The sequence below is a fragment of the Vibrio iocasae genome, assembly GCF_042245395.1.
GTDB classification, from domain to species: domain Bacteria; phylum Pseudomonadota; class Gammaproteobacteria; order Enterobacterales; family Vibrionaceae; genus Vibrio; species Vibrio iocasae.
Window position 1 is genome coordinate 1,950,723 of sequence record NZ_CP145311.1, and the last position, 23,989, is coordinate 1,974,711.

The 23,989-nt window shown below is 44.3% G+C and carries 22 protein-coding genes; 8 read left to right on the forward strand and 14 right to left on the reverse strand.

Annotated features, from left to right (window positions below; all coding sequences use genetic code 11):
* Positions 1-17 precede the first annotated feature (17 nt).
* The 3 genes from SNR28_RS18620 to SNR28_RS18630 are packed head-to-tail and all read left to right on the forward strand — an operon-like array spanning position 18 to position 2,359.
* The gene (locus tag SNR28_RS18620; protein ID WP_375750041.1) at positions 18-749 is read left to right on the forward strand and encodes a nucleoside recognition domain-containing protein; all 732 of its coding nucleotides are present in this window, start codon (positions 18-20) and stop codon (positions 747-749) included.
* Entirely contained in the window at positions 749-1,216 is a 468-nt protein-coding gene (locus tag SNR28_RS18625; RefSeq protein WP_375750042.1) for a YjiG family protein, read from the forward strand. Before SNR28_RS18620 ends, SNR28_RS18625 begins: the two co-directional genes overlap by 1 nt.
* 9 nt (positions 1,217-1,225) lie before the next feature.
* Positions 1,226-2,359 (forward strand): M20 family metallopeptidase, encoded by a 1,134-nt coding sequence (locus tag SNR28_RS18630; RefSeq protein ID WP_375750043.1) that lies wholly within the window; start codon positions 1,226-1,228, stop codon positions 2,357-2,359.
* A gap of 87 nt (positions 2,360-2,446) precedes the next feature.
* On the opposite strand, the gene SNR28_RS18635 is transcribed toward SNR28_RS18630, so the two are convergent.
* The 3 genes from SNR28_RS18635 to hrpA form a co-directional block, all read right to left on the reverse strand.
* The gene (locus SNR28_RS18635; protein WP_375750044.1) at positions 2,447-3,259 is read right to left on the reverse strand and encodes a substrate-binding periplasmic protein; all 813 of its coding nucleotides are present in this window, start codon (positions 3,257-3,259) and stop codon (positions 2,447-2,449) included.
* Between the two features lie 243 nt (positions 3,260-3,502).
* Positions 3,503-3,985, reverse strand: a complete 483-nt coding sequence (locus tag SNR28_RS18640) for an outer membrane beta-barrel protein (protein ID WP_375750045.1) — start codon at positions 3,983-3,985, stop codon at positions 3,503-3,505.
* 90 nt (positions 3,986-4,075) lie between these two features.
* Positions 4,076-7,996, reverse strand: coding sequence for an ATP-dependent RNA helicase HrpA (gene hrpA, locus SNR28_RS18645; RefSeq protein ID WP_375750046.1), 3,921 nt, complete (start codon positions 7,994-7,996; stop codon positions 4,076-4,078).
* Between the two features lie 161 nt (positions 7,997-8,157).
* Between hrpA and SNR28_RS18650 the strand changes: the two genes are divergently transcribed.
* Complete coding sequence (locus SNR28_RS18650) at positions 8,158-8,514, forward strand: hypothetical protein (protein ID WP_375750047.1); 357 nt, start codon at positions 8,158-8,160, stop codon at positions 8,512-8,514.
* Here SNR28_RS18650 and SNR28_RS18655 read toward each other — a convergent pair.
* Complete coding sequence (locus tag SNR28_RS18655; protein ID WP_375750048.1) at positions 8,511-9,233, reverse strand: sulfite exporter TauE/SafE family protein; 723 nt, start codon at positions 9,231-9,233, stop codon at positions 8,511-8,513. The genes SNR28_RS18650 and SNR28_RS18655 overlap by 4 nt on opposite strands.
* Positions 9,234-9,369: 136 nt before the next feature.
* On the opposite strand from SNR28_RS18655, the gene SNR28_RS18660 reads away from it, so the two are divergent.
* Positions 9,370-9,816, forward strand: coding sequence for a TerB family tellurite resistance protein (locus SNR28_RS18660; RefSeq protein WP_375750049.1), 447 nt, complete (start codon positions 9,370-9,372; stop codon positions 9,814-9,816).
* A gap of 21 nt (positions 9,817-9,837) precedes the next feature.
* On the opposite strand, the gene SNR28_RS18665 is transcribed toward SNR28_RS18660, so the two are convergent.
* Together SNR28_RS18665 and SNR28_RS18670 are read right to left on the reverse strand one after the other, a co-directional pair.
* Entirely contained in the window at positions 9,838-10,056 is a 219-nt protein-coding gene (locus SNR28_RS18665; protein ID WP_375750050.1) for a hypothetical protein, read from the reverse strand.
* Between the two features lie 106 nt (positions 10,057-10,162).
* Complete coding sequence (locus SNR28_RS18670; protein ID WP_375750051.1) at positions 10,163-10,693, reverse strand: exonuclease domain-containing protein; 531 nt, start codon at positions 10,691-10,693, stop codon at positions 10,163-10,165.
* 227 nt (positions 10,694-10,920) lie between these two features.
* Between SNR28_RS18670 and SNR28_RS18675 the strand changes: the two genes are divergently transcribed.
* Genes SNR28_RS18675 through SNR28_RS18685 form a run of 3 tightly spaced genes read left to right on the forward strand, consistent with a single transcriptional unit; the run spans position 10,921 to position 16,189 of the window.
* Positions 10,921-11,559 (forward strand): DUF2760 domain-containing protein, encoded by a 639-nt coding sequence (locus SNR28_RS18675; RefSeq protein ID WP_375750052.1) that lies wholly within the window; start codon positions 10,921-10,923, stop codon positions 11,557-11,559.
* Positions 11,559-13,400: an Hsp70 family protein gene (locus SNR28_RS18680; protein ID WP_375750053.1), complete on the forward strand. Its 1,842-nt coding sequence runs from the start codon at positions 11,559-11,561 to the stop codon at positions 13,398-13,400. The genes SNR28_RS18675 and SNR28_RS18680 overlap by 1 nt, the downstream gene beginning before the upstream one ends.
* Positions 13,397-16,189 (forward strand): Hsp70 family protein, encoded by a 2,793-nt coding sequence (locus SNR28_RS18685; protein ID WP_375750054.1) that lies wholly within the window; start codon positions 13,397-13,399, stop codon positions 16,187-16,189. Before SNR28_RS18680 ends, SNR28_RS18685 begins: the two co-directional genes overlap by 4 nt.
* A 62-nt stretch (positions 16,190-16,251) precedes the next feature.
* Here the strand turns inward: SNR28_RS18685 and SNR28_RS18690 are convergent, their stop codons facing one another.
* From SNR28_RS18690 to SNR28_RS18725, 8 genes are all read right to left on the reverse strand, one after another.
* Positions 16,252-16,725, reverse strand: coding sequence for a DUF2947 domain-containing protein (locus SNR28_RS18690; protein ID WP_375750055.1), 474 nt, complete (start codon positions 16,723-16,725; stop codon positions 16,252-16,254).
* 21 nt (positions 16,726-16,746) lie between these two features.
* A complete protein-coding gene (locus tag SNR28_RS18695; RefSeq protein WP_375750056.1) occupies positions 16,747-17,337 on the reverse strand; it encodes an HD domain-containing protein in 591 nt (196 codons plus the stop codon).
* The gene (rimJ, locus tag SNR28_RS18700) at positions 17,338-17,919 is read right to left on the reverse strand and encodes a ribosomal protein S5-alanine N-acetyltransferase (RefSeq protein ID WP_375750057.1); all 582 of its coding nucleotides are present in this window, start codon (positions 17,917-17,919) and stop codon (positions 17,338-17,340) included.
* Entirely contained in the window at positions 17,919-19,466 is a 1,548-nt protein-coding gene (gene tyrR / locus SNR28_RS18705) for a transcriptional regulator TyrR (protein WP_375750058.1), read from the reverse strand. Before tyrR ends, rimJ begins: the two co-directional genes overlap by 1 nt.
* 96 nt (positions 19,467-19,562) lie before the next feature.
* Complete coding sequence (locus SNR28_RS18710) at positions 19,563-20,588, reverse strand: YcjF family protein (RefSeq protein ID WP_375750059.1); 1,026 nt, start codon at positions 20,586-20,588, stop codon at positions 19,563-19,565.
* Positions 20,585-21,973 carry a YcjX family protein gene (locus SNR28_RS18715; protein ID WP_375750060.1) on the reverse strand — a complete coding sequence of 463 codons (1,389 nt, stop codon included), beginning with the start codon at positions 21,971-21,973 and terminating at the stop codon, positions 20,585-20,587. Before SNR28_RS18715 ends, SNR28_RS18710 begins: the two co-directional genes overlap by 4 nt.
* A 123-nt stretch (positions 21,974-22,096) precedes the next feature.
* Positions 22,097-22,282 carry a hypothetical protein gene (locus SNR28_RS18720; RefSeq protein ID WP_375750061.1) on the reverse strand — a complete coding sequence of 62 codons (186 nt, stop codon included), beginning with the start codon at positions 22,280-22,282 and terminating at the stop codon, positions 22,097-22,099.
* A gap of 141 nt (positions 22,283-22,423) precedes the next feature.
* A complete protein-coding gene (locus SNR28_RS18725) occupies positions 22,424-23,935 on the reverse strand; it encodes a fumarate hydratase (RefSeq protein WP_375750062.1) in 1,512 nt (503 codons plus the stop codon).
* Positions 23,936-23,989 lie beyond the last annotated feature (54 nt).

A 23,989-nucleotide genomic window follows, 5' to 3' on the forward strand; every position in this document is an offset into this window, starting at 1 on the left:
AACACAAGTGAGGATGTATGTCTAATCAACCAGCGGAACGCAAGGTAACTATTGGTAGTTACCTTGCTTTAGCTTTCGCTATTGTTTTTTTCTCGGGCTTTATGAAATCTACTGAGTGGTATGGTGTATTTGACTTTACGACACTAAATGGCTCTTTTGGTAACGTTGTTCATTCAGTAAACGAGACCGCTGATGGCGTAGAAGCCGCAACGACAAGCTTCCGTGGTAAAGGTGGTACGGGTGCACGCGATGGTTTTATTTTCGCTCTTACTCTGATTCCAACAGTCATGTTTGCCTTGGGCATGATTAACGTTCTCGAACATTATGGCGCGTTAGATGCAGCTCGTAAGCTCCTTACACCACTACTTAGACCACTAATGGGTGTTCCGGGAACAACAGGCTTAGCACTAATAGCTTCCCTTCAAAGTGCCGATGCCGGTGGCGCAATGACCAGACAATTAAAAGATGAAGGTCAGCTTACAAAAAGAGAGACAGACGTGTTCACTATGTTCCAGTTCACTGGTGGTGCGATGATAGTGAACTTTTTCTCATCGGGTGCCGTTCTATTCACACTGACCGATCACAATGGAGAACTTGCCGTTCACTCACCTATTGGTCTGGCAGTTGTAATCATGTTCGCATTTAAAATCATTGGTGCAAACCTATTCCGTGTTTACCTCAATGTCACCGAGGGCAAAGCAAAAAAACAGAAAGACAACGCTCAGAAAGCTGAAAAAGGTATCGCATAATGAATCAGGCTAAAGCTAAGAAACCAATGGTTACGGATATTTTTGTTGAAGGTGCCAAAAAAGGCTGGGCTATCGCGACATCATCAACGGTTCCAAATGTCCTAATGGCATTCGTACTTATTCACGGTTTAAAAATAACAGGGATGTTAGCTATGATCGGTGCTGCTTGTGAGCCAGTTATGGGGATTTTCGGCCTGCCTGGTGAAGCGGCAACCGTTCTTGTTAGTTCATGGATGTCTATGGGTGGTGCTATCGGTGTCGTTATTACACTGTTCGACCAAGGCCTGCTCAATGGTGACCATATCGCAATTCTCGCTCCAGCCATCTACCTGATGGGTTCTCAAATCCAGTATATGGGACGAATTCTCGGTCCTATTGGAACTGAATCACGTTACATTCCAGCGATGGTTATCATCTCCATCCTAAACGCTTGTGGTGCGATGTTTATTATGAATATTTTAGTGTAGGAATTGGACATGAACTTTTCTCTTAATACATATCTGGATGAGCTTCGTCCTGTCATCGATGTAGACTGTGGCACCTTTACTCTAGATGGAAATAAGGCAGTAGCAGATTACTTTGAGTCGCTATATAACAACATGCGTGGCTGGAACGTACAACGAGTTGATTGCGGTGCCGCAGGTGTTGGCCTTGAGGTAAGAAACAAACCTGACACAAACGATATCGACGTAATGTTTGTGGGTCATTTGGATACCGTATTTCCTAAAGGTACGGCAGCAGAACGCCCGATGACTTTCGACAACGAAAAAGCATATGGTCCAGGTGTGTCTGACATGAAATCCGGCCTGCTTAATGTTGTTTATGCCCTTCGAAACGCAGACCAAGAGGCTTTGGATAAACTTTCTATCTGTGTATGTATGAACCCTGATGAAGAAACGGGTTCGCACTACTCTGTTGACTGGATTGAATCAGTGGCGAAAAAAGCCAAGCATGTACTGGTTGCTGAAGCCGCACGTGCAGATGGTAGCCTTGTTAAAGCACGAAAAGGTCTGGCTCAATACACCCTTAAGTTTTCGGGTGTCGCAGCCCACGCAGGTAACGATCCACAAAGCGGTCGAAGCGCCATTACTGAAATGGCAAACTGGATCCTTGCTATCAACAATATGAATAGCTTTGATACGGGTACGACGCTCAATGTTGGCGTTGTCGCTGGAGGGGCTGTCGCTAACGTAGTACCGGATTCTGCAGAGGCTATTCTTGACGTTCGATTTTGGGAGAATGCTGAGTATGATCAGGTAGATACTCAGTTAAATACTCTCACTTCAACACCGTTCATTGATGGCGTTACCATCTCGATTGAAAGAACGGCATACAAGCCATCTATGGTACCAACTGACAAAACCAAAGTACTCATGGCTATGGTTGAGGAGGCAGGGCAAGAGTTAAATATCCCAATCACGTGGCAAGAGGTTGGTGGCGGCTCGGATGCTAACTTTACTGCGTTTATCGGGGCACCGACATTGGACGGCCTTGGTCCTGCTGGCGCTGGATTCCATAGTGAAGCTGAATATTTATTACTTGAGTCTATTGAACCAAGGATCAAATTGCTGATCTCATTACTGAATAAAATTGCTGAACAAAATTACTGAGAAGCAATCGAAGTTGAGCGCAGTAAAAAACGAAAAGGAGCCAACGTTTTGTTGGCTCCTTTCTTTTATATCATCAAATGATCTAGTTTATTGCTGGCTCTGGGACTGCAGTTCTTGCCTCTTAATTTCCCGATAGCGACGCATTACGTCACTTTTTGGATGATACTCTTCAATCAGCCGCTCTAACTCACCATTGTTTCTAAGTTTTTGATAGGAGTTGATCAGCGCATCAACCACTTTTTGTGATGTTTTCTTACTTGCAACAACCCATAAATACTTTGATAGGGCATCGACTCGAAGTACAGGTTGATACTCTTCCGGATTCTCTCCGTATTGCTCCATTCGGTAATAAAAGCTCGATGCTACTAAGGGAGCATAATCTACCCTATTCGCTTTTAATAGCTTGATGGCTCTTCGCCCATAAGTAACCGACAAAATATCTTTAACATCATTTTCGATAAGGTAATCTTCAAATGCTCCACCAGCCTGAGCACCAAACCTAAATTCTTTTATATCTTCTAATGTTTCTGGTTTTATGTTTGGTCCACTTTGGTGTTTATATAAAATCACATCATAGGGTGATACTTCACCTATCCAGTGATATTGAGGCTCCCTTGAAGGTGTTCTTGAGATAGAAAAAAACAGTACGTTTTCTTTATTTAAAGATGCACTTATTGCTCGTTTCCAGGGAACAAAATTGATTTCACCTACCGACATAGGTTCACTTTTAGACGCATCTTCGACAAGTAGTTTTAGGAAATCAATAACATACCCTTTATACTCGCCATCAACCTGAACCTGTAGCGCAGGAAACTCTTCCGTATATAAATCCAATGTCGTGACATCAGCAGCATGACTTCCATTTATTAATGCTGAAGAAAGACAAGTCAATAATGCCAATTTGCGCACTTTATTTAACATTCCCACTAGCGTTGTATTCCTTAAGCTAAGAGCTAAAGTTTATTAGTAATTTCTAATCGTTAATGTTAGCTATTATATGCAAAGGATAGAACACTTTGTCGTAATATAAATCAAGTTTATTCAAATGAGTGCTGTACTTCAGAATACAGAAGTAACAAATGTTAGAGCGAAAAAGATTATGTGAAGTGTAAAAAAGCCGGCATGAAAGCCGGCTTAGTATTCTTATAAGAAGTGGAAAGTAGCTGAAACGCTAAATTGTTCGATGTTGTCTTCACCATCGATTTCATAAACATTGTAGCCGGCACCTACAGCCAGAGGACCAAATAAGAAGTATTCTGCACCTATGCCGTACATGATGTCTGTACCATCTTTATTGATTGCTCCACGCTCCAGATCCCATTTATGCAGACCGCCACGAGCATAAATGTGTAGAGGTCCCAAATCGATGCTAGGACGAACGGCAAAAAACGTTGAAGTAACGTCGGTATCAATACCCGGAGTTAACTGGAATGAACCATGATCAGTATAACCCGCTTCCAGGCCAATAAACGGCAGAATACCAGTACCAACATGGACACTTGCTGCGGTTGAAGAATCACCACCCATGTCTGACTGACCAAACATAGCACCACCATAAAGTAGTGAGTCCGCTGCGGCTGTATTTGCCATACCTACAAGCGCCAGTGCTAAGAGTGTCTTTTTCATACCTTACCTTCTTTGTCGTATAAGGGAGGCAATGCGTTACCACTTTGCCCCCAAATGTATAAGTTGTTTTTAATTATGCAATATTCGCGCCTACAATGCATCCATTGCATTTTTTATTCGCTTATCTGAAACCGGATAGGGTGTGCCGAGTTGCTGAGCAAAGTAGCTCACTCGCAGCTCTTCAATCATCCAACGAACTTCTCGTATTGCCTCCGGTATTTCAACACCCTTTGGAATCTTATTAAGAAGTTCTTTGTAATCTTTAGTGATTGCTTCAATTTTTAACATGTGCAATCGATCTTTATTTGGATCAATCGGCAATTTCTCCATTCTGCGCTCAATTGCTTTCATGTATCTGAGTATGTCAGGAAGCTTTTTCCAGCCACACTCAGTCGCAAACCCTTTAAATATTAGACTTTTTATCTGAGCCTGAATGTCAGAAAGAGCGAAAGCCATTGTAAAATCAACCTTTCCTTTGAGCTTTTTGTTGATGCTAAATGCAGTAGTCAAAATAGTTTCAACCTGCTTAGCAATATCGACAACCGTGTCTCCAAGCTCTGCCCTTACATGCTCTTTCAGCTTTTCAAATTCTTCTGACTGCCAGACGATACCACCCTTTTCTTCAATAAGCTTATCAACACCACATGCAATGCAGTCGTCAATCAAATCAAGAACTTTCCCATATGGGTTGAAATAGAGCCCAAGTTTCGATTTGTTCGGCAAATTCGAATGCAAATACTTTATTGGAGAAGGAACATTAAGAAGCACTAGCCTGCGCTGACCAGCCTTCATCGCTGATACTTGCTCTTGTTCCGTTTCAAATAGCTTAATCTCAACACTATCTTTGCCATCAACAATCGCAGGATAGGCTTTAACATCAAAGCCGCCACGTTTCTGCTTGTACACTCTAGGAAGCTCACCGAAGCTCCATGTGTGCAGATCTTTCTGTTCAATATCATCATCCGCCACTTGCGACAACGTTTGTTGAACCTTGTCCTTTAAGCTCTCTTTCAGCTCATAAAGATCTTTGTTTTCCTTAAGCTTACGATTTCGATGATCGACAGCTCTGAAGGTCACTTTAAGATGCTCGGGAACCTGCTCCAGTTTCCAGTCTTCTCTCAGTACTTCTACTCCCGACATTCTTCGAAGCTCTTTCTCTAAAGAGTCCAGTAATGGTGCTTCCATTGCAGTAGCACGAGCCAAAAATGCATCTGCATAGTTTGGGGCTGGAACAAAATTACGCCGTATTGGTTTCGGTAACGATTTAATCAGAGACACAATCAACTCTTGACGCAAACCAGGGATCTGCCAGTCAAAGCCTGCTGGCTCTATCTGATTAAGAATTGGCAACGGAATATGAACAGTGACACCATCATTGTCATCACCCGGCTCAAACTGGTAACTCAGTTTAAGTTTCAAACCACTCTGATGCCAAAAGTTAGGGTAATCAAGCTCTGTAACATGGCTTGCGTCCCCTTTAAACAGCATCTCTTTTTCGAAATTGAGTAACTCTTTGTTATCTTTAGAAGCCTTCTTCCACCAAGTATCAAAGTGACGTCCGGAAACCACTTCTGTGTCGACGCGCTGATCATAAAAATCAAACAGATCATCGTCATCAACAAGAATGTCACGACGACGAGATTTATGCTCCAGCTCTTCAACTTCACGCAATAGCTTCTGGTTCTGTTTAAAGAAGTGATGCTTGGTTTCCCACTCGCCTTCAACCATTGCGCTACGAATAAAGATCTCACGGCTGATGACGGAATCTATCGCTCCATAGTTAGTCAGACGCTTAGGGACAACCGGAATGCCATAAATGGTCACCTTTTCGTACGCCATTACCGCAGCACGCTTTTTAGACCAGTGCGGTTCACTGTAACTTCGCTTAATAAGATGAGATGCCAATGGCTCAATCCACTCAGGCTGAATCTTGGCAACAATGCGTCCCCATAGCTTGGACGTTTCCACTAGTTCCGCAGCGATCACCCATTTAGGTTGCTTCTTGAATAGACCAGACGCCGGGAAGATCTGAAAACGCGCATTTCGGGCGCCCTGATACTCATTCTTCTCCTGGTCTTTCATACCGATATGGGAAAGCAGACCAACGAGCAAAGAACTATGAACGCCCTGATAACTACCGGGTTCGTCATTGAGCTTAGTATCTAACTCTCGCATAACCTGATGAATCTGGAAGTAAACATCCTGCCATTCACGAATACGCAGATAGTTCAGATAGTCCTGCTTACACTGTTTACGGAACTGGTTGCCTGACAGTGCCTTTTGCTGCTTCTGAATGTAATTCCACAAGTTTACAAACGTCAGGAAATCTGACTCCTCATGGAAGAATCGACGATGCTTATCATCTGATGATTGCTGCTTATCCGAAGGTCTTTCTCTCGGGTCCTGAATTGACAACGCAGAAGCGATTATCATGACCTCTTTCAAACATCCATTTTTCGGTGCTTCAATCACCATCCTTGCCAGTCTTGGGTCGATAGGCAGGCGTGAAAGCTTGCGGCCAATTCCTGTAAGGCGTTTTTTAGGGTCTTTCGCTTTATCATTGATAGCACCCAGTTCTTCCAGAAGACGAACGCCATCTTGAATATTTCGCTTGTCAGGCGCTTCAACAAACGGGAATGCCTGAATATCGCCAAGACCAAGCGCTGTCATCTGCAAGATAACCGATGCTAAGTTGGTTCTCAGAATTTCCGGGTCAGTAAACTCAGGGCGAGAGAGGAAATCATCTTCGGAGTAAAGACGAATACAGATGCCCTCTTCCACTCGACCACATCGACCTTTACGCTGATTTGCACTTGCCTGAGAAACGGGCTCAATTGGAAGGCGCTGAACCTTAGTTCGGTAACTATAACGACTAATACGCGCTGTACCAGGGTCGATAACGTACTTGATACCAGGAACAGTTAACGAGGTCTCAGCAACGTTGGTTGCCAAAACAATACGTCTACCTGCATGTGGTTGGAAGATTTTATTTTGTTCACCCGCAGACAATCTTGCATATAGTGGAACTATTTCAGTATCACGAAGATTTCGTTTACCAAGTGCATCAGCCGTATCTCTGATCTCTCGCTCACCATTCATAAAGATCAGGATGTCGCCTAAGCCTTCTTCACAAAGCTCGTCTACCGCCTCAAAAATCCCTTCAAGCATATCGCGATCATCTGCGTCATCACTGCTTAATGGGCGGTAGCGGGTTTCCACCGGGTAAGTTCTGCCTGATACCTCAATAATAGGCGCATTGTTGAAGTGTTTAGAAAATCGTTCCGGGTCAATCGTCGCGGACGTGATAATAACCTTGAGATCCGGTCTTCTTGGCAACAGCTCTTTCAGATATCCCAAAATGAAATCGATGTTCAGTGAACGCTCATGCGCTTCATCGATAATAATAGTGTCATATTGATTTAGGTATCTGTCGTGCTGAATCTCTGCCAGTAAGATACCGTCGGTCATCAGTTTGATTTGAGTATTATCCGAAATCTGGTCGTTAAAACGAACTTTATAACCGACAAACTCACCGAGTTTGGTCTTCATCTCTTCAGCAATACGATTCGCTACAGAACGTGCTGCCAACCTTCTTGGCTGAGTATGACCAATCAAACCAAATTTTCCACGTCCTAGTTCTGTACAAATCTTAGGAAGCTGTGTGGTTTTACCTGAACCCGTTTCACCCGCAACGATAACAACCTGGTTTTCTTCAATGGCTTTAGCAATATCGTCGCGCTTTTGGCTGACAGGTAAGATTTCTGGATATTCAATTGTTGGTACTTGCTGGCTGCGCTCTTGCACTACCATCATAGACTTCGCGATATCCAACGCGATGTCATCAAAAACGGCATTTCTTGACTCTGCGTTCTTTATTTTACTTGCACCATGAATGCGTTTCTGGAATCGAAAACGATCGCGAATCATGCACTCGTTAAGTGCTTTACGCAATTTTGAAGGCGTATTTGCTGCCTGTGGCTCGTTCTTTGAGCCTTGCTGTGACTTAGTCAAAGCTTTACCTATGCTCTCTTTAAAAATTGCGGCGATTGTATCATAGGAACTTTAAATGCCCAGAATTCATAGTCCAATCGCGCGTTTTCAATAATAAATACTTAATCTTTAAGGTTAACTACCGATAAAATAGGACAATATTTTTTTAAAGTAAGTACACAGTGAAAACATCCGAACTTAAAGCCTTTCTCGAAATGCTTCCTGAAAACAAAGATCCAGACGTAGTGACTGGAGAAGAGTGGCTTCCCGAACGATTACTTGATGTGTCCTATGATGGTGAAATGGTTCATCTTAACTTTGACAATGCACCAGACGAAAATGCCGGAGACGAAGAGGCAAGAGGCTTTGTAGAGCACGAGATTGATATGCTCAGAGATAAGATAGAAGTATTAATGGAAGCCTCTCATGACCCTAAAACCAAAGCCGAGATATTCTTGCGGTTGTTTGTTATGAGTCATGAAAAGAGCAGTTCTGAAGTCGTCGAAATTCTGGAAGACCCAGAAAGCTGGACGAACTAGAAAAGCCCCTGAACGATCGCACTGCTACCACTGATAAAACAGAGTCCCAAAGCGAAAATTCGAATCCACTCTTTTGGTATCCGGTTAACACACAGCCTGGCTAACCGGTACCCAAGCCACACAGCTGGAATTAGCGGCAAGCTTATATACAGATGATGCATGGTGAAATGCCCCATCACCACCAGCACAACAATAGACAAGATAGAACTGAACAGGAAGAAGGCCGATAAGTTTCCGCGTAACGAATTTGCTTCCTGGTGCTGCAACAACAACGCCATTGGAGGGCCACCAATACCTGAACTGGTTCCCATTAAACCAGACATTAAACCCGCTATTGCCATACGGTTAGACGTAGGTTCGAGCCTAAAAGGTAACAATGAAATACCTAAAGCGATAAGCACCAAAGCACCAAGCCAGAGAGAAAGAAACTTAGCTGAAACAATACTGAGCAGAAGACCTCCCGCAATGGAGCCGGGGATCCGCCAGAGAATCGCAACCTTTAACCCTCCCACAGATATATCCTGTCGATATTTCAGTGCATTCATCACCGACACAACAAAGCCAGCCACACATATAGGGCCAGGAACATACTCTGGCGCCATTGGATAAAGAAGCGGTGCAGCGACAATCGCCAAACCAAACCCTATGGCACTTTGTACAAAGCTTCCAAGCAGGAAAATACCCATTGCAAGCAAAGTCACCATATCTATCTCAAACATCGGCTTATTGATCCTATATCCATGACGGCCAAACTCGTAAACAAAGTTTGCGAACGTAAATTTTTGTAATGATTAGCTTGTAAATTGTGTCATTGGCTACAATGTATTGATGAACAAGATGTAACCGAGAAGTCCTATGATTCAATCTATAGCTAACCTGTTTAAACAGGTTTTAGACGGAAATGACCTGTCAGGCAGTGAACTGAACAACCCTAACCTGGCGATTGCTGCACTTTTGTGTGAAGTGTCAAAAGCCGATTATGAGGTCGATGTTTCAGAAAACATAGCCAAACGAAAACTTGTTCAACATCTTACAGGCATTAGTGAAATTGAAGCAACGGCCTTGCTCGCCGAGGCGGAAGATAAAGTTAAGCAATCCGCATCACTTTACGACTTCACCTCTCACTTAAGAGAGCTAGAGCAAGACAAACGATATGAGCTGGTAAAAGCCATGTGGGAAGTTGCGAATGCAGACGGCGTAATCGACCCGATGGAAGATGCCGTTATCCGTAAAGTAGCAGAGCTCCTGTACGTTGATCACAGCGAATTTATTCGCGCGAAGTTATCTGTGGTCGATAAATAACATCATTTGGACGCACACAAATCATCTTAGCGCCCATCTTTGATAATCATTACCCGTTAGTTGATCGCTTATCAGCGATATATGAGAAATCAAAGAGGGCGGATAGCCACGGTTAAATGTGTAGTCGGTAATCACCGCACTACCGCGGCGTAGGCATTCGCCACCGTGGCTCTGAATAAAACGGTAAACCATGGTAGCGGAAGAGGCACTTGAGGTCTCAATCTTATAAACACTATTCATAATCTTACCCCTGACAATTGATGTTATCTGATGGTAAAAATGATAGTGAAAACGTTCCTCTAAGTTTATCCGAAATATTACTAGCTGGCTGAGTAACATTTACCAGTTAAAGCATCGTCAGAGCCAGTTTAGCCAAATTGTAGGCATCAACATAACCAGAGTGTTGGCGGCCCTCCCACTCAATGCCCTTCTGTTCCTGGGCAGCACGATGTCCGATACGTTTATCTTTCAACCGATTTTGAATTCGATACAGAGTTGCCAAATTAAGAAACTCATTGAAAGGCATCTCTATGCCTTTGTCTTTGCATTCCTCAGACAGAATCAAATCATCCCGGCCCCAAGAGGCAAAAATTTTATTTGGACCACCAAAGTTTTTTACTATCGACTTAATCACGTCTTGTAGCGGACGACCCTGTTTTTCAATTTTCTTAGGCGTAATGCCTGTCAGCTCTGCACAAAAAAGTGACACCTGATCTTTTTCGGGTTTTACGTAATACTGAGCACGCTTAACTATCTCACCCTTTGCGAGATCAATTTCAGCCAACCCTACTTCGATGATTTCTCCTGTCGTGCCTTTGCCGTCTACATTCCAGCAACACATCTCCAAATCGAAGCAAACAACCCGGTTATAGTTCATGCCAACCCTTAAATAGAAAATCAGAATCGCGAATTTTATAGGACTAAAATGACAATGCAAATTTTCAGAGAAATTTAAAATACGTTCTCAACAGTTAAACTTCAGGTACAATAGGCCTTAAAATACTTGAAATTCATACCAATAATCCCAATTCTTAAACCCATACAAGTCATCAGATTCAAAAGCTAGCCGATGCTTGCTTAAAATTTTACCAAAGAGAGCAATTTATGAACTTTGATTTGAACCTTATTCCTACAACGTTAGATATGTATCACGCTGCTCTTGGCGGTGCTGCAGTTTTATTTCTGCTGATTTCTCTTTTCAAAAAGGCAAAAATTGTCGAAAAAGAGGTCGAAGTACCGGTAGAGAAAATTGTTGAAGTGGAAAAGCCGGTTGAAAAAATAGTCGAAGTTGAAGTAGAAAAAATTGTAGAAATAGAAAAAGTCGTGGAAAAGGTGGTTGAAGTAGAAACCAAGCTAAAAACGGCATCAACAGACTCTGCGATGCAGTTGCTTGCTATTATGCAGCAAGAATCTCGCTTAATTGATTTCCTAAAAGAAGATCTTACTGACTTCTCAGATGAAGAAGTTGGTGCTGCTGCTCGTGTCATTCACAGTGGCGGTCAAAAGATCCTTACTGATTACGTAACACTTTCCAATATCCGAACAGAAGACGAAGAATCCCGTATCCAGATTGAAGAAGGCTTTGACCCACAATCTGTACGCCTTACAGGCAACGTGACCGGCCAGGCGCCGTTCAATGGCACACTAATTCACAAAGGCTGGAAAGCAGAAGAGATCAAGCTACCGAAAGTATCGGAGAGTTTTGACCCTTCAATTATTGCTCCAGCAGAGGTAGAGCTTTAATGGATTTACACAACGCAAAATACAGTGTCGGTATCGATTTAGGCACAACACACTGCGTATTGTCTTATACAGAATTACACCAGGAAGAAGCGAAAGTGCAGACTTTTGCGGTCCCTCAACTCACCGCTCCCGGACAGGTTGAAGAGCGCTCACAGCTGGGATCATTCCTTTATCAACCTCATGAGCATGAAATGGGCTCAGGTTCACGCACACTGCCGTGGACAGAGACACCAAACGCACTTGTCGGTGCGATCGCAAGAAATCTGGGTGGAAAAACACCACTTCGCTTGGTCTCAAGTGCAAAATCTTGGTTGTGCCATGGCGGAGTTAACCGACATGAAGCATTCCTTCCGTTTGGGAGCCCAGACGAAATTGAAAAAGTGTCGCCTTTACGTGCAACAGAACTTTATCTGGAGCACCTGAAAGAGGCATGGAATCACAAGAACCCTGAACACCGACTGGAAGATCAGGAAATTACCATTACTGTACCTGCATCGTTTGACCCGGCGGCTCGCGATCTTACTGCTGAAGCCGCACGCAACGTTGGTCTTCATCACCTAACACTGCTTGAAGAGCCACAGGCTGCACTTTATAGCTGGATCAACAATAGCCACGAAGAGTGGCGCAGTCAGGTTGAAGTGGGCGATGTCGTACTTGTCGTGGATATCGGTGGTGGTACTACCGACCTTTCACTTGTCGCAGTCACTGAAGAAGAAGGTAACCTGAACCTAAACCGTGTTGCGGTTGGTGAACATATTCTTCTCGGTGGTGACAATATGGACCTTGCACTTGCCTACCGTCTGAAAATGAAGATGGCGCAAGAAGGCAAAGACCTGCAACCATGGCAAATTCAGGCAATCACACAAGCATGTCGTGATGCAAAAGAGAAGTTATTAGACGATCCAGATACGCACTCAGTACCAATTGTGGTACCAAGCCGTGGTTCAAAACTACTCGGTGCAACACTGAAAACTGAACTGACTAAGCAAGAAGTTGAGCAAACTCTCGTTGATGGCTTCTTCCCTCAGGTTCAGATACAGGAACACCCGGTACAGAACACCCGTAGCGCTCTGACTCAAATGGGTCTTCCATACGCTCAGGACGCTGGTATCACTCGTCATATTGCTGGCTTCTTGTGTAAGCAATCTAACTCCACTCAGGATGTGTTTTCTGGTATGTTCGGCGAACAAGCTCAGCCAGAATTTATAAAACCGACGGCAATACTATTCAACGGGGGTGTTTTGAAATCCACACTGCTTGAAGAACGCCTGACATCGGTAATTAATAGCTGGATTACTCAAACTGGTGGTAATGAAGCGAAGAAACTAAGCGGTTTCGATCTTGATCTTGCAGTTGCAAACGGTGCCTCTTACTACGGCTCTGTTCGTCAAGGCAAAGGGGTACGTATTCGCGGTGGTATCGCAAGCAGTTACTATGTCGGTATCGAAAGCTCTATGCCTGCTATCCCTGGTATGGCTCCTCCAATGGAAGCAATATGCGTTGCACCATTTGGAATGGAAGAAGGCTCTTCAGAACAAGTTCAGGATCGCGAATTTGGTTTGGTTATTGGCCAACCTGTACAGTTCCAGTTTTATGGTTCTACTGTACGTCGAGAAGATTTGGCAGGTACTCACCTTGATTACTGGAAGCCGGAAGAGCTTGAAGAGTTACCCGAAATTCAAGTAACACTCGATGCGACAGATGGCCGAAAAGTTGGTGAAATTGTACCAGTTACACTAGCCTCACGAGTCACAGAGCTTGGTACCCTTTATCTTGAAGCGGTTGCTTCTGATAATGGACAGAAGTGGCACGTCGAATTTGATGTACGAGAAAGCGCATGATCGCATCGCGCTACCTAGTCGGCATTGACCTAGGCACGACAAATATTGTCGTCGCCTACTGTGAGCTAGGGGAAGAACTGAAGACCGCACCGGTCAATATTTTTGAAATTGACCAGCTAATCGGTCCCGGTGAAGTTGTCCGTAAACCTCTGCTCCCTTCTTTCCGTTTTCACCCGGCTGTCAATCAACTGGGTGAGAATGACCTTGTTCTACCGTGGGAAAACACCACTGTAGAAGGTGATATCAAAAACTCAGTTATTGGCGAATGGGCTAGAGAGCTTGGAGCCAAGATTGAAGGCCGACAGGTCTCTAGTGCAAAAAGTTGGTTGTCTCATCAGGCAGTAGACCGCGAATCTGATATTTTGCCTTGGGTGTCAGGACATGATGTCGATAAGGTATCACCGGTAATAGCCACGGCTAGCTATCTGAATCATGTAAGACAATCCTGGAACCACCACAACCCGATCAATGTGCTGGAAAATCAGGATATCGTTATTACGGTGCCTGCCTCATTTGATGAGAGTGCTCGGAAGCTTACACTTGAGGCTGCGAAGCTTGCTGGATTAAACGATGTGTCTTTGCTGGAAGAACCACAGGCTGTTTGTTATGACTGGTATGCACGCCACTCTGATACTGCAAAGCAAGAGCTTCAAGACGTATCCTCCATTTTGGTTTGTGATGTGGGTGGTGGTACAACCGACCTTAGTTTGATTGAAGCGAAATTAAATGAGGATGAACTTTCTCTAAACCGTGTCGGTGTCGGTGAACACTTGATGCTGGGTGGTGATAACCTCGACCTGGCACTCGCGCACCTTGCCGAGCAGCGCTTTTCGAGCTCGAAGAAGCTTAATGCTTCTGCCCTTTCCAAGTTAATTCAACAAACACGGAAGGCGAAGGAACAACTGCTTTCCAACACAGATATTGGTGATGTAAAAATTACCATGCTTGGCAGTGGTTCACGATTAATCGGTGGGTCCAAAAGCATACCGCTTTCCAAAGAAGAAGTTCACGGTATTGCACTGGATGGATTCTTCCCCATAACAAATCTCGACCAATTTCCCGATAAAAAGCGAAGCGCTGTTGTTGAGTTTGGTTTGCCATACGTTTCAGATCCTGCTGTTTCAAAACACATCGCTGAGTTTTTATCATTCCACCAGAATACTGACACAGATAAGAATCGTGTTCCTAAAGGACTACTCTTAAACGGTGGTGTTTTTAACAGTGACCTTGTCACGTCTAGAATCAAGCAGTTATTAGAAAACTGGCGGGGAGAAGAAGTTACCCTACTAGACAACCCCCACCCAGATCTCTCTGTTGCTTTTGGTGCAGTCGCTTATGGCAAAGCACGAAGAGGCGCTCAGTTAAAAATTGGCGGTGGTGCAGCCCGCTCCTACTTCCTTCAACTCCCTGAGAAAAAAGGATTAGGCAGCGCAGTTTGTTTGCTTGCGAAAGGAACGGAAGAAGGACAGGAAGTTCGCTTAACAGGAAGAAAGTTCGCGCTAACACTGGATGAGCCGGTTCGCTTTAATCTACTTACTTCAACCCACGATCGATTGAGCGACAACAAAAAACCGCAGAACGGCCTACTCACGAAAGTAGATGCGGATGTTTTCACACCGCTTCCACCTTATATCACAACTCTGGGTAGTCTGGTGGAAAGCGAAGGCGAACTGCACGCCAACCAAAAACAACGTGTGAATGTGCAACTGGCTTGCAAACTGACCGAAGTAGGCACACTAGAACTCGACTGCGTTAGTGTTGATGACGACTCTCAGAGATGGAACGTTGAGTTCGAAATTCGTAAGAAAGGTGAGCAGTTTGAGGAAGACGATCCTATTTCTCCTCAGTTGGAACAATCGTTATCTCTCATAAGCTCTGTTTACAGTGGAAATAAGAAATCCGCAGACTCAAAAACGATCAAAACATTAGTTAAAGAGCTGGAACGCAAGCTAGGTAAGCGTGACGAGTGGGATTTCCAAACCTCACGACAGCTTTTTGATGCCTTTGCCCGTGGACGTAAGCGCAGAAGACGCTCCGAGCAACATGAAAAAAACTGGTTAAGATTGGCTGGCTATACACTCCGCCCAGGATTTGGTGACCCAACGGATAACTGGCGTATGGAACAGGTCTGGAACGTCTATCAGCAAAATATTCAGTACCAAAATCATCAGGGTTGGAGTGACTGGTGGGTGTTCTGGCGCAGAGTCTCTGGAGGCCTTACACAAGAGCAGCAGGAAACTATCCTTGCCGATATCGCTAAGTATCTGCATCCGGGGTCTTTACGCAACGCTAAAGTTGCTAAAGAGTCTCAGGAGAAAGGTTATGAGGCGATGGTAAGACTAGCGGCCTCATTAGAAAATCTTGATGTTGAGGATAAGGTGCTTCTTTCAACCTGGTTCCTGAATAAAGCGACTTCTCAAGCACAGCATGCTCAGGCTCACTGGTGGGCTTTAGGTCGATTGGCTTCTCGTTCACTTATGTACGGTAGCCAACACTCGGTTATTCCAAGAGAACAAGTTGAGCACTGGTTACCACAACTGCTAGAACAGAACTGGAACAAAGAGCCCATCGTTGGCTTTGCAGCCGTAATGATGTGCCGTAGAACCGGCGATCGATTATTTGACGTGTCTGATGAATTACGCAAGCAAGTCATTGAAAAACTTGGTTCTAGCAAGGTTCCGGCTTCATGGGTGACTCTGGTACAGGAAGTGAAAGAACTCGATAGCTCTGATACTAAGAGAGCTTACGGTGACGCGTTACCTAATGGTCTGCTACTCATTCACGAATAGCAAAATAAACAGTACACTGACAAAAAGGACACCTTAATTGGTGTCCTTTTCTATTTCTAAAGCTAATCTCTTTTCCCGATACTAACCTTACCTTTCGAATTAAACCATAGCGCTTCTTTGCGTCTGCGGCCGATAAGAATAGGGCCATCATCGTAAAACAAAAAGTTTTTCCAGCAGCGTTTGAAGACTGACCATTTGGTTTCGACAATGTTGTATTTCTCGTAACAGAAAAATACGGTTACATCGTCCTGCCAATCGATATGATCCAAAACCTCTTGTGGCATCATCTCGTCATCAGATTCCCATTCAACAGACCAATCCGCTTCTGTCACCCAGTTACCTTTCTTTGAGGGCCAGTCCTCTCTCGAGAACCTGTCTGCATCCGGACTCATTGCACTGATGTTCTGCTTCCAAAACTGGGCAGACCGAGCCTGAGACATAGGTTTTATCGCTTGTAAATCTTCTTCAGAAACAGGCATTGAGGAGTGGGTGAAAATCCACTTTCGATTGTATTCAGTAATGTCTATATAACTCATCTACACTTATCCGGTTTCCTGCTATGGCTTAAGCCAGCCTTTTTCTACTGCGTTATCAATCACTTCACTGGCAACAGACCACAGAGCTTGCGAACCATCTACAATGCGTCCATTAATATTAATTACCTGTTGTTTGGCAATGCCGTGCTCTACCCAACTTTGACCATCGTTATTGTAGTTCATCAAAATAGGAATGAGCCTATCCAGTGCTTTCGCAAATTTGGCTTCCGGGCTTTCAGCCTGTTCAAACTCAAGCCATATAGCTTTTAAATCATCAGCTTGATCGTCAGGCAGCATACCAAACAAACGTTCAGCTGCAGCAAGCTCTTTCTCTTCTTGCTCCTGTGATGCTACTGCATCGTAAACAAAAGTATCGCCTGCATCAATTTCAACAATATCATGCAGTAAAAGCATCTTAACGACTTTAGTTATATCAACGGGTTCATTGGCATGTTCTTCAAGCAAGATTGCCATCAATGCCACATGCCAACTGTGTTCTGCACTGTTTTCCAACCGTTTGTCGGCATCTTTTACTCTGGTTCTGCGAAGCACAGACTTGAGCTTATCCAACTCCATCAACAGTTCCAGTTGTTTCATCAACCTAGAATTCATCTATCTTTTCTCTTGCCAATTTTTATTAATCAGAGCCGTTATTTTGTGATCTTCCCACTTTCCATTAATGAGCAGGTAATCCTTCGCAAACCCTTCTTCGTGAAAGCCAACAGATTCTAATACGGCTGCACTTTTGAGATTCGAGGGCATATAGCTAGCGGTAATTCTATGCATATTCTGAGTAGCAAAAACCCACTCGCATGCTTTCTTTAGCGACTTACGCATGATTCCCCGGCCTTGTGCATGCTCATCCAATGAATATCCCACAAAGCAGTTGTGAAGAGGAAAACGGGTAATGTTACTAAACGATATGGTCCCGAGCATTTTGTCAGTCTCTTTATCGATGATCAGACAATAAAATCCCAGTCCCATCAGATGAAGCTCGCATAGCTTCACGAGTTTCTTTGCCCAGCCATACTCGGTATAAAAGTCTTCTTCCCTGTATGGCTCCCAGGGACAAAGGTGATCTCGATTGTTCCTAAAATACTCACTGATTCGTTTAGCATCATCCTTTTCAGCCAAACGAACAACAACTCCGTCCAACTCAAACTTAAGACGGCTCACTTTGATATCACGCCACATTATTGCTTCCTGATGTCATAATCACGCAACTTGTTGGCGATAGAGGTATGCGATACACCGAGCCTTTTCGCGAGTTTTCGACTGGATGGGAAAGATTGATAAAGCTTGTCCAGTATCTTAGCTTCATATTCTTTCATGATGTCATCCAATGAACCGTCAAGGTTTACCCCAATCGAGTTTGCAATCGCTGATTCAACCTTAGGCAACTGAAAGTGCTCAATAGTGAGTTCGTCGCCAAGCATTCGGGTCAAAGCACGAAGAACCATGTTATCGAGTTCCCGGATATTACCTGGCCATGGGTAGCTGGATAAACCTTCCATGAGCTCTTCTGTAAACTCTGGTTTATCAACACCTAACTGTTGACAATACTTAGTTGAAAATAGATCCAATAAAGCAGAGACATCGTTCGGACGCTCTCTCAGCGATGGAATCGAAAGCGTAAGTACGTTCAGTCGATAATAGAGGTCTTCACGAAATTCTTGTTGTTCGGTTAACTGGGCGAGATTTTGTTTTGTCGCAGCGATAACTCGCACATTGACGTGAATCTCATGCTCTTCCCCTACCCGACGGAAAGTACCGTCCTGCAAGAAGCGCAGTAGTTTGATTTGCAGATGCGGACTCATCTCCCCAATCTCATCAAGGAAAACCGTACCGCCATCAGCTTGTTCAAAGATGCCTTTGTGCTCTTCGTTTTGGTTAAAAGCACCCGCAGCATGACCAAAGAGCTCCGTCTCCGCAACATCATCAGGCATAGAAGCACAGCTCAACACGAGGAAAGGCATTTCAGAACGGTCTGAACGATTGTGGCACGCTCTTGCAAGCATCTCTTTACCGGTTCCCGTCTCTCCTTCTATCAACAAAGGTTGATCCATCATTGCCAGCTTTTTAGCTTGCGCAATTAAGGCCTTATGACGATTGGAAATTCCAACAAAATGCTCAAAGCCAAGGGTATTGTGCTCTGGCAAAAACTCGACTTCTCCCTTAACCGTTGCGCTTGCTCTTAGAGTAACCAAGGCACTAGCCAATACAGACTCTGTCGACGCTTCTCCCTTAATGTAAACAGGCATGATATCCATAACGTAATCCAGCCCATCAATAATGACTGTTTCACGATGCCTTGTTTTATCCCCTTCCAACCACTTTGAGAAGTTGAATGTAGAGATAAGATTGGAAACCTGCTCACCACTAAGCTCTCCTTTCTGCTTGGAGAAAAGTGCTTCTGCGGCATGATTACTTCTGTCCACTTGTCCTTTCAGGCTAATAGAAAGTACAGGTTCAGGCAGGTTATTCAGAATAGAAACCAGCTCAGTATTATGCCTTTCACTGGGCATAAACTGAATTTTACGAACGTCCGTAACACCGGAGATCTTCCGGATCTGAGACATGAGTTCACGGAATGTTTCAAAATCCAGCTCAGGGCAGTTGAGATAAATGATGCCAATAACATCAATCTCAATCCCTCTAAGGTCGATATTTCTCGATGCTAGTAGATCGAGTAGTTCGCGGGTAAGGCCTAATCTGTCTTCACATAAAACTTCAAGACGCACAGTGGTTCCTTTGAGGTGTCAGGAAAATTTTACACAAGTTTGTATGAAGCCTTACACATCGTCAAGGTATCCAACGCAAACTAATCATCTAATTGATTAGATTTTGTCTTTAAGTTTGAAGATCAGCTCTTTTCGTATCTCTCCCAGACGCACTCTATCCTCGTTTTTCCAAGGAATTGGGCGAAGCAAAGCCATCGCTCTGATACCTAATCGAGCGGTGAGAATACCGACACCAAAGCCTTGTGCAACTCTGGTTGACACTTTACCTGCCAGATCCATAGAGAGTAGATCCATACTTGCGTCAGTCGCAAGTTCAGTCGCTCCAGCTGCAGCCATGTTAACCAGTACGAGCTTGAACAGTTTGAGACGAGACCAATATCCGAGTTCAACACCGTAGATTTCACCCAATTGGTCAACCAACTTAAAGTTTCCCCATGCAATCAAAAGAATATCAGCAATGGCTAATGGGCTAACGGCAACCAATACCGCAGACTCGGTTGATAATCGAGCCACCAGCTTTTTCGCTTCCATATCCTGTTGGCGAATCACCATGGCATCGTACATTTCCAGCACTTCAGCATCGCTGTGGGAGCTGTTCACACTGTTGCGCCAGCGATCCAAGTGAGGATTCTCCGACGCAATCTCTGCTTCCTTTGCCAGAGACTCACAAAAGGCTCTACCTTTACCAACGCTGTCACTTTTTAAAAGCTCTTCACTCTGCTCATGTACCGAGAAGTGGTTTCTGAGCTTTCTCAACTTCCAGAGCTCTTTACCGATTGCACCAACACCTAAACCAGCAACCGTAGCCGCTAGTGCAGACCAGCCAACCGTTAGCCAGTCCGACGTTTGAACCGCAGTCACAACTGTGTCTACCGCTTGCCAGCCAAGAAGCCCAGCGAAAGATGTCAAAAGACCAGTGGAAAGCCAACGGCTCTTGGTTTTCGGCCTGATTATTTTTTCAAGCTGCTGCTCTGCTTCCGCTTCTTTCTCTTCAGAAAGTTCAGTGTGAACCGGAACAAACTTCTTTTCTTGTTCAAATTGAAGCTGAGCGGTTAGCTCGTTGTCGGAATCGTTTATCTCCGGAGCATCATTGAATACTTGTTTTGACTTAAACTCACTCATTTTAATTTATCTCCAATCAGGTACTCCAGAGCCTTATCTAATCTTAGGTGCTTACATGGCTGGCTCTGATCTCCGGGCATCGGTCTGAAGCTTGAAAACTCAAAACCCGCTTTATCCCAGTAATCTGCACTCGGTAACTTTTTAGGCACCTCTCCCGGATAAAGCGTCATAGCTTTTCCGTTTAGCATGTTGCCCTGAATTGCTGGAGAATTCTCTCCCTCACTCGATACAAAACCCGGTACCGTTGCTTGAATAGAAGCCATGCTAATACAGTTCATTTCAATATCTTCAAATGCCGCATGTTGCCATGATGGATGAACCAGTTGTTGCAACAAGGAGACCAAATTTGGATGTTGATCTGGTGTGACATGATCTGCCTTGGTAGCAGCAAAGAGCACTTTATCTATTTTGGGGGCGAATAATCGCTTTATCACTGAGCTTCTACCATAACGAAAGCTTTTCATTATCTGCTCTAGCGCGGATTTCATATCACTAAATGACTCATAGCCTACATTCAGCGGCTGAAGGCAATCAACCAAAACAATTTGTCGATCAAAAGTAGAGAAATGGTTTTTATAAAACGCCTTAACTACTTTCTTTTGGTATTCCTCATAGCGCGATTTCAACATTCGATATGCGCTTGTTTTCTCAGACTTAGATAAGCTTTCTGTATCACTATTTTCCAATAGAGGAAAAAACTGAAGCACTGGTGCTCCAGCCAGTTCACCAGGGAGTACAAAACGACCGGGTTGCACCCAGTGAAACCCTGCTTCTTTGCAGTCGTATAGGTACTGGGTGTAAAGTTCAGCGACAGATTGAATCGCTTTCTCATCGGCATCGTCCATTAAATCAATGTCACTTGCCGCTTCAATCCATTTCTCAGCTAGCTCTTTTCGCTTGCCTGTCATGCTGGCGAACTGTGTTTCAGACCACTCTTCATAACTCAGATCGAGTAGTGGAAGGTCAAGCAACCACTCTCCTGGGTAATCAATGATATCCAAATAAAGGGTCGATGTTTTTGTTAGAAGGCTTTTCGCTCCTTTCTGCGGCCGATACCTTATCGCGAGTCGAATTTCACTTACATCTCGTGTGGGCTCTGGCCAGTGCGGAGGTTCTGCATTGAGCGAATCCATGGCCTCATCGTAGGCGAATCGAGGTACCATCATGTTTGTTTGTGGTACACGTTTCGCCCCAATGAGCCTTTTATCCTGAGACACTTTTAACAATGGCAGGTTGTCATGAGTGGAAGAATAGACAAGTTGATTGACTAGTGAAGTGATAAACGCGGTCTTTCCTGCCCTGGACAGGCCCGTTACCGCCAGCCTTAAATGGCTATCCATCCCACGGTTAATAAGATCGTTAACTTCACGACGTATGTTCTTCATTACCTACCCTGTTTTCTTCTCAAACGTGATACAAGACTCACGAACCCATATTCTACATACAAAAACGGCCAGTAATAAACCGGCCGCTCGTAAATCTAAGTAAATTATTCGTCAGTCGAATAACTAATCATCTTCTATCAGTTTGTAAATGACAAACAGTGCTAACTCAAGAAGCAATGTACTTACGATAGAGATAACTACCCATGTTTCACTATAAATACCAATACCGTGCAAAATAGTATCGCGAATCAAGAAAAAGCCGATGATGATAGCAATCAGAAGCTGCACAACCTGAACAAAGCGAGGCATTTTTACTCCTTTTTATTGTTGATAGGGCATGCCCTAAGATCTATTGATCCAAAGTTAAGTTCCTAAATTATAACATTAGTTTGTAAAAACTAGCGCGGCAATCCGTTCATAACCTGCCGCGCTATGTCAAATTTAAGAAATTTATTCAGCTTCAGCGATTTTAACCTTCCAGGTATCAGGTCCTATCTGGTGCGCATTGGCGCCAGATGAGTCCACAGCTACCGTTACGGGCATGTCTTCCACTTCAAACTCGTAAATGGCTTCCATTCCCAGCTCTTCGAAAGCAACCACACGCGCTTTCTTAATCGCTTTAGCTACAAGGTAAGCTGCACCACCAACTGCCATCAAGTACACCGCTTTGTGTTTCTTGATGGATTCAATTGCAGCAGGCCCACGCTCAGCTTTACCAATCATTCCAGTTAAGCCAGTCTCAGATAGCATCATATCTGTAAACTTATCCATACGAGTGGAAGTCGTCGGACCTGCCGGACCCACAACTTCGTCTCCAACCGCATCAACTGGGCCTACGTAATAGATAAACTTGCCATTAAAATCGACGCCTTCTGGTAACCCTTCACCACTTTCCAACATGCTTTGGATACGTTTGTGCGCAGCATCACGACCAGTCAGAATTTTTCCTGATAGAAGAACCGTTTCACCTGTCTTCCATTCCTGCACATCTTCTTTGGTCACTTCGTCTAGATTCACACGACGAGTATTTTCGTCCGCTTCCCATGTAATCTCAGGCCAATCTTCCAGTTTTGGTGGCTTAAGATCAGCAGGACCCGTTCCATCAAGAGTAAAGTGTACGTGACGAGTCGCTGCACAGTTAGGGATCATACAAACAGGCTTGGATGCCGCATGTGTTGGTGCCGTTTTGATCTTGACATCAACAACTGTTGTCATGCCACCTAGTCCCTGAGCACCAATACCCAGCTTGTTTACGCGGTTGAAGATATCCAGCCTCAGCTCTTCTTCGGCATTTTGTGGGCCACGGTCAATAAGCTCCTGAATATCGATGTGTTCCATCAAAGATTCTTTTGCCAGTACTGCCGCTTTCTCTGCAGTACCGCCGATGCCAATACCCAGCATACCTGGAGGGCACCAGCCCGCTCCCATCAGTGGCACGGTTTTTTCAACCCATTCAGCAATATCATCGGATGGGTTTAGCATAACCATCTTGGTTTTGTTTTCAGAACCACCACCCTTGGCAGCAATCTGAACTTCGACTTTATCGCCTGGAACCATATCAATATGAACAACAGCAGGCGTGTTATCTTTGGTGTTCGTACGCTTACCTGCTGGGTCAGCAAGAACGGAAGCGCGTAATGGATTGTCCGGGTTGGTGTAAGCTTGTCTTACCCCTTCGTCAACCATTTGCTGAACAGTCAGGTCACTATCCCACTGAACCTGCATACCAATTTTAACAAAGCAAGTTACGATACCCGTATCCTGACATATAGGTCGGTGACCTTCTGCAGACATACGTGAGTTAATTAGAATTTGAGCGATAGCATCCTTAGCCGCCTGACTTTGCTCTTTTTCATAAGCTTTTTCCAAAGCTTTAACAAAATCGAGAGGATGATAGTAAGAAATGTACTGTAGGGCATCAGCAACACTACTGATGAGGTCCTGTTTCTGGATTACGGTCATTGCTTCCCTCTTATAGTTGTTGTTTTTGTTCTCATATATTCCTTCATGGAACCG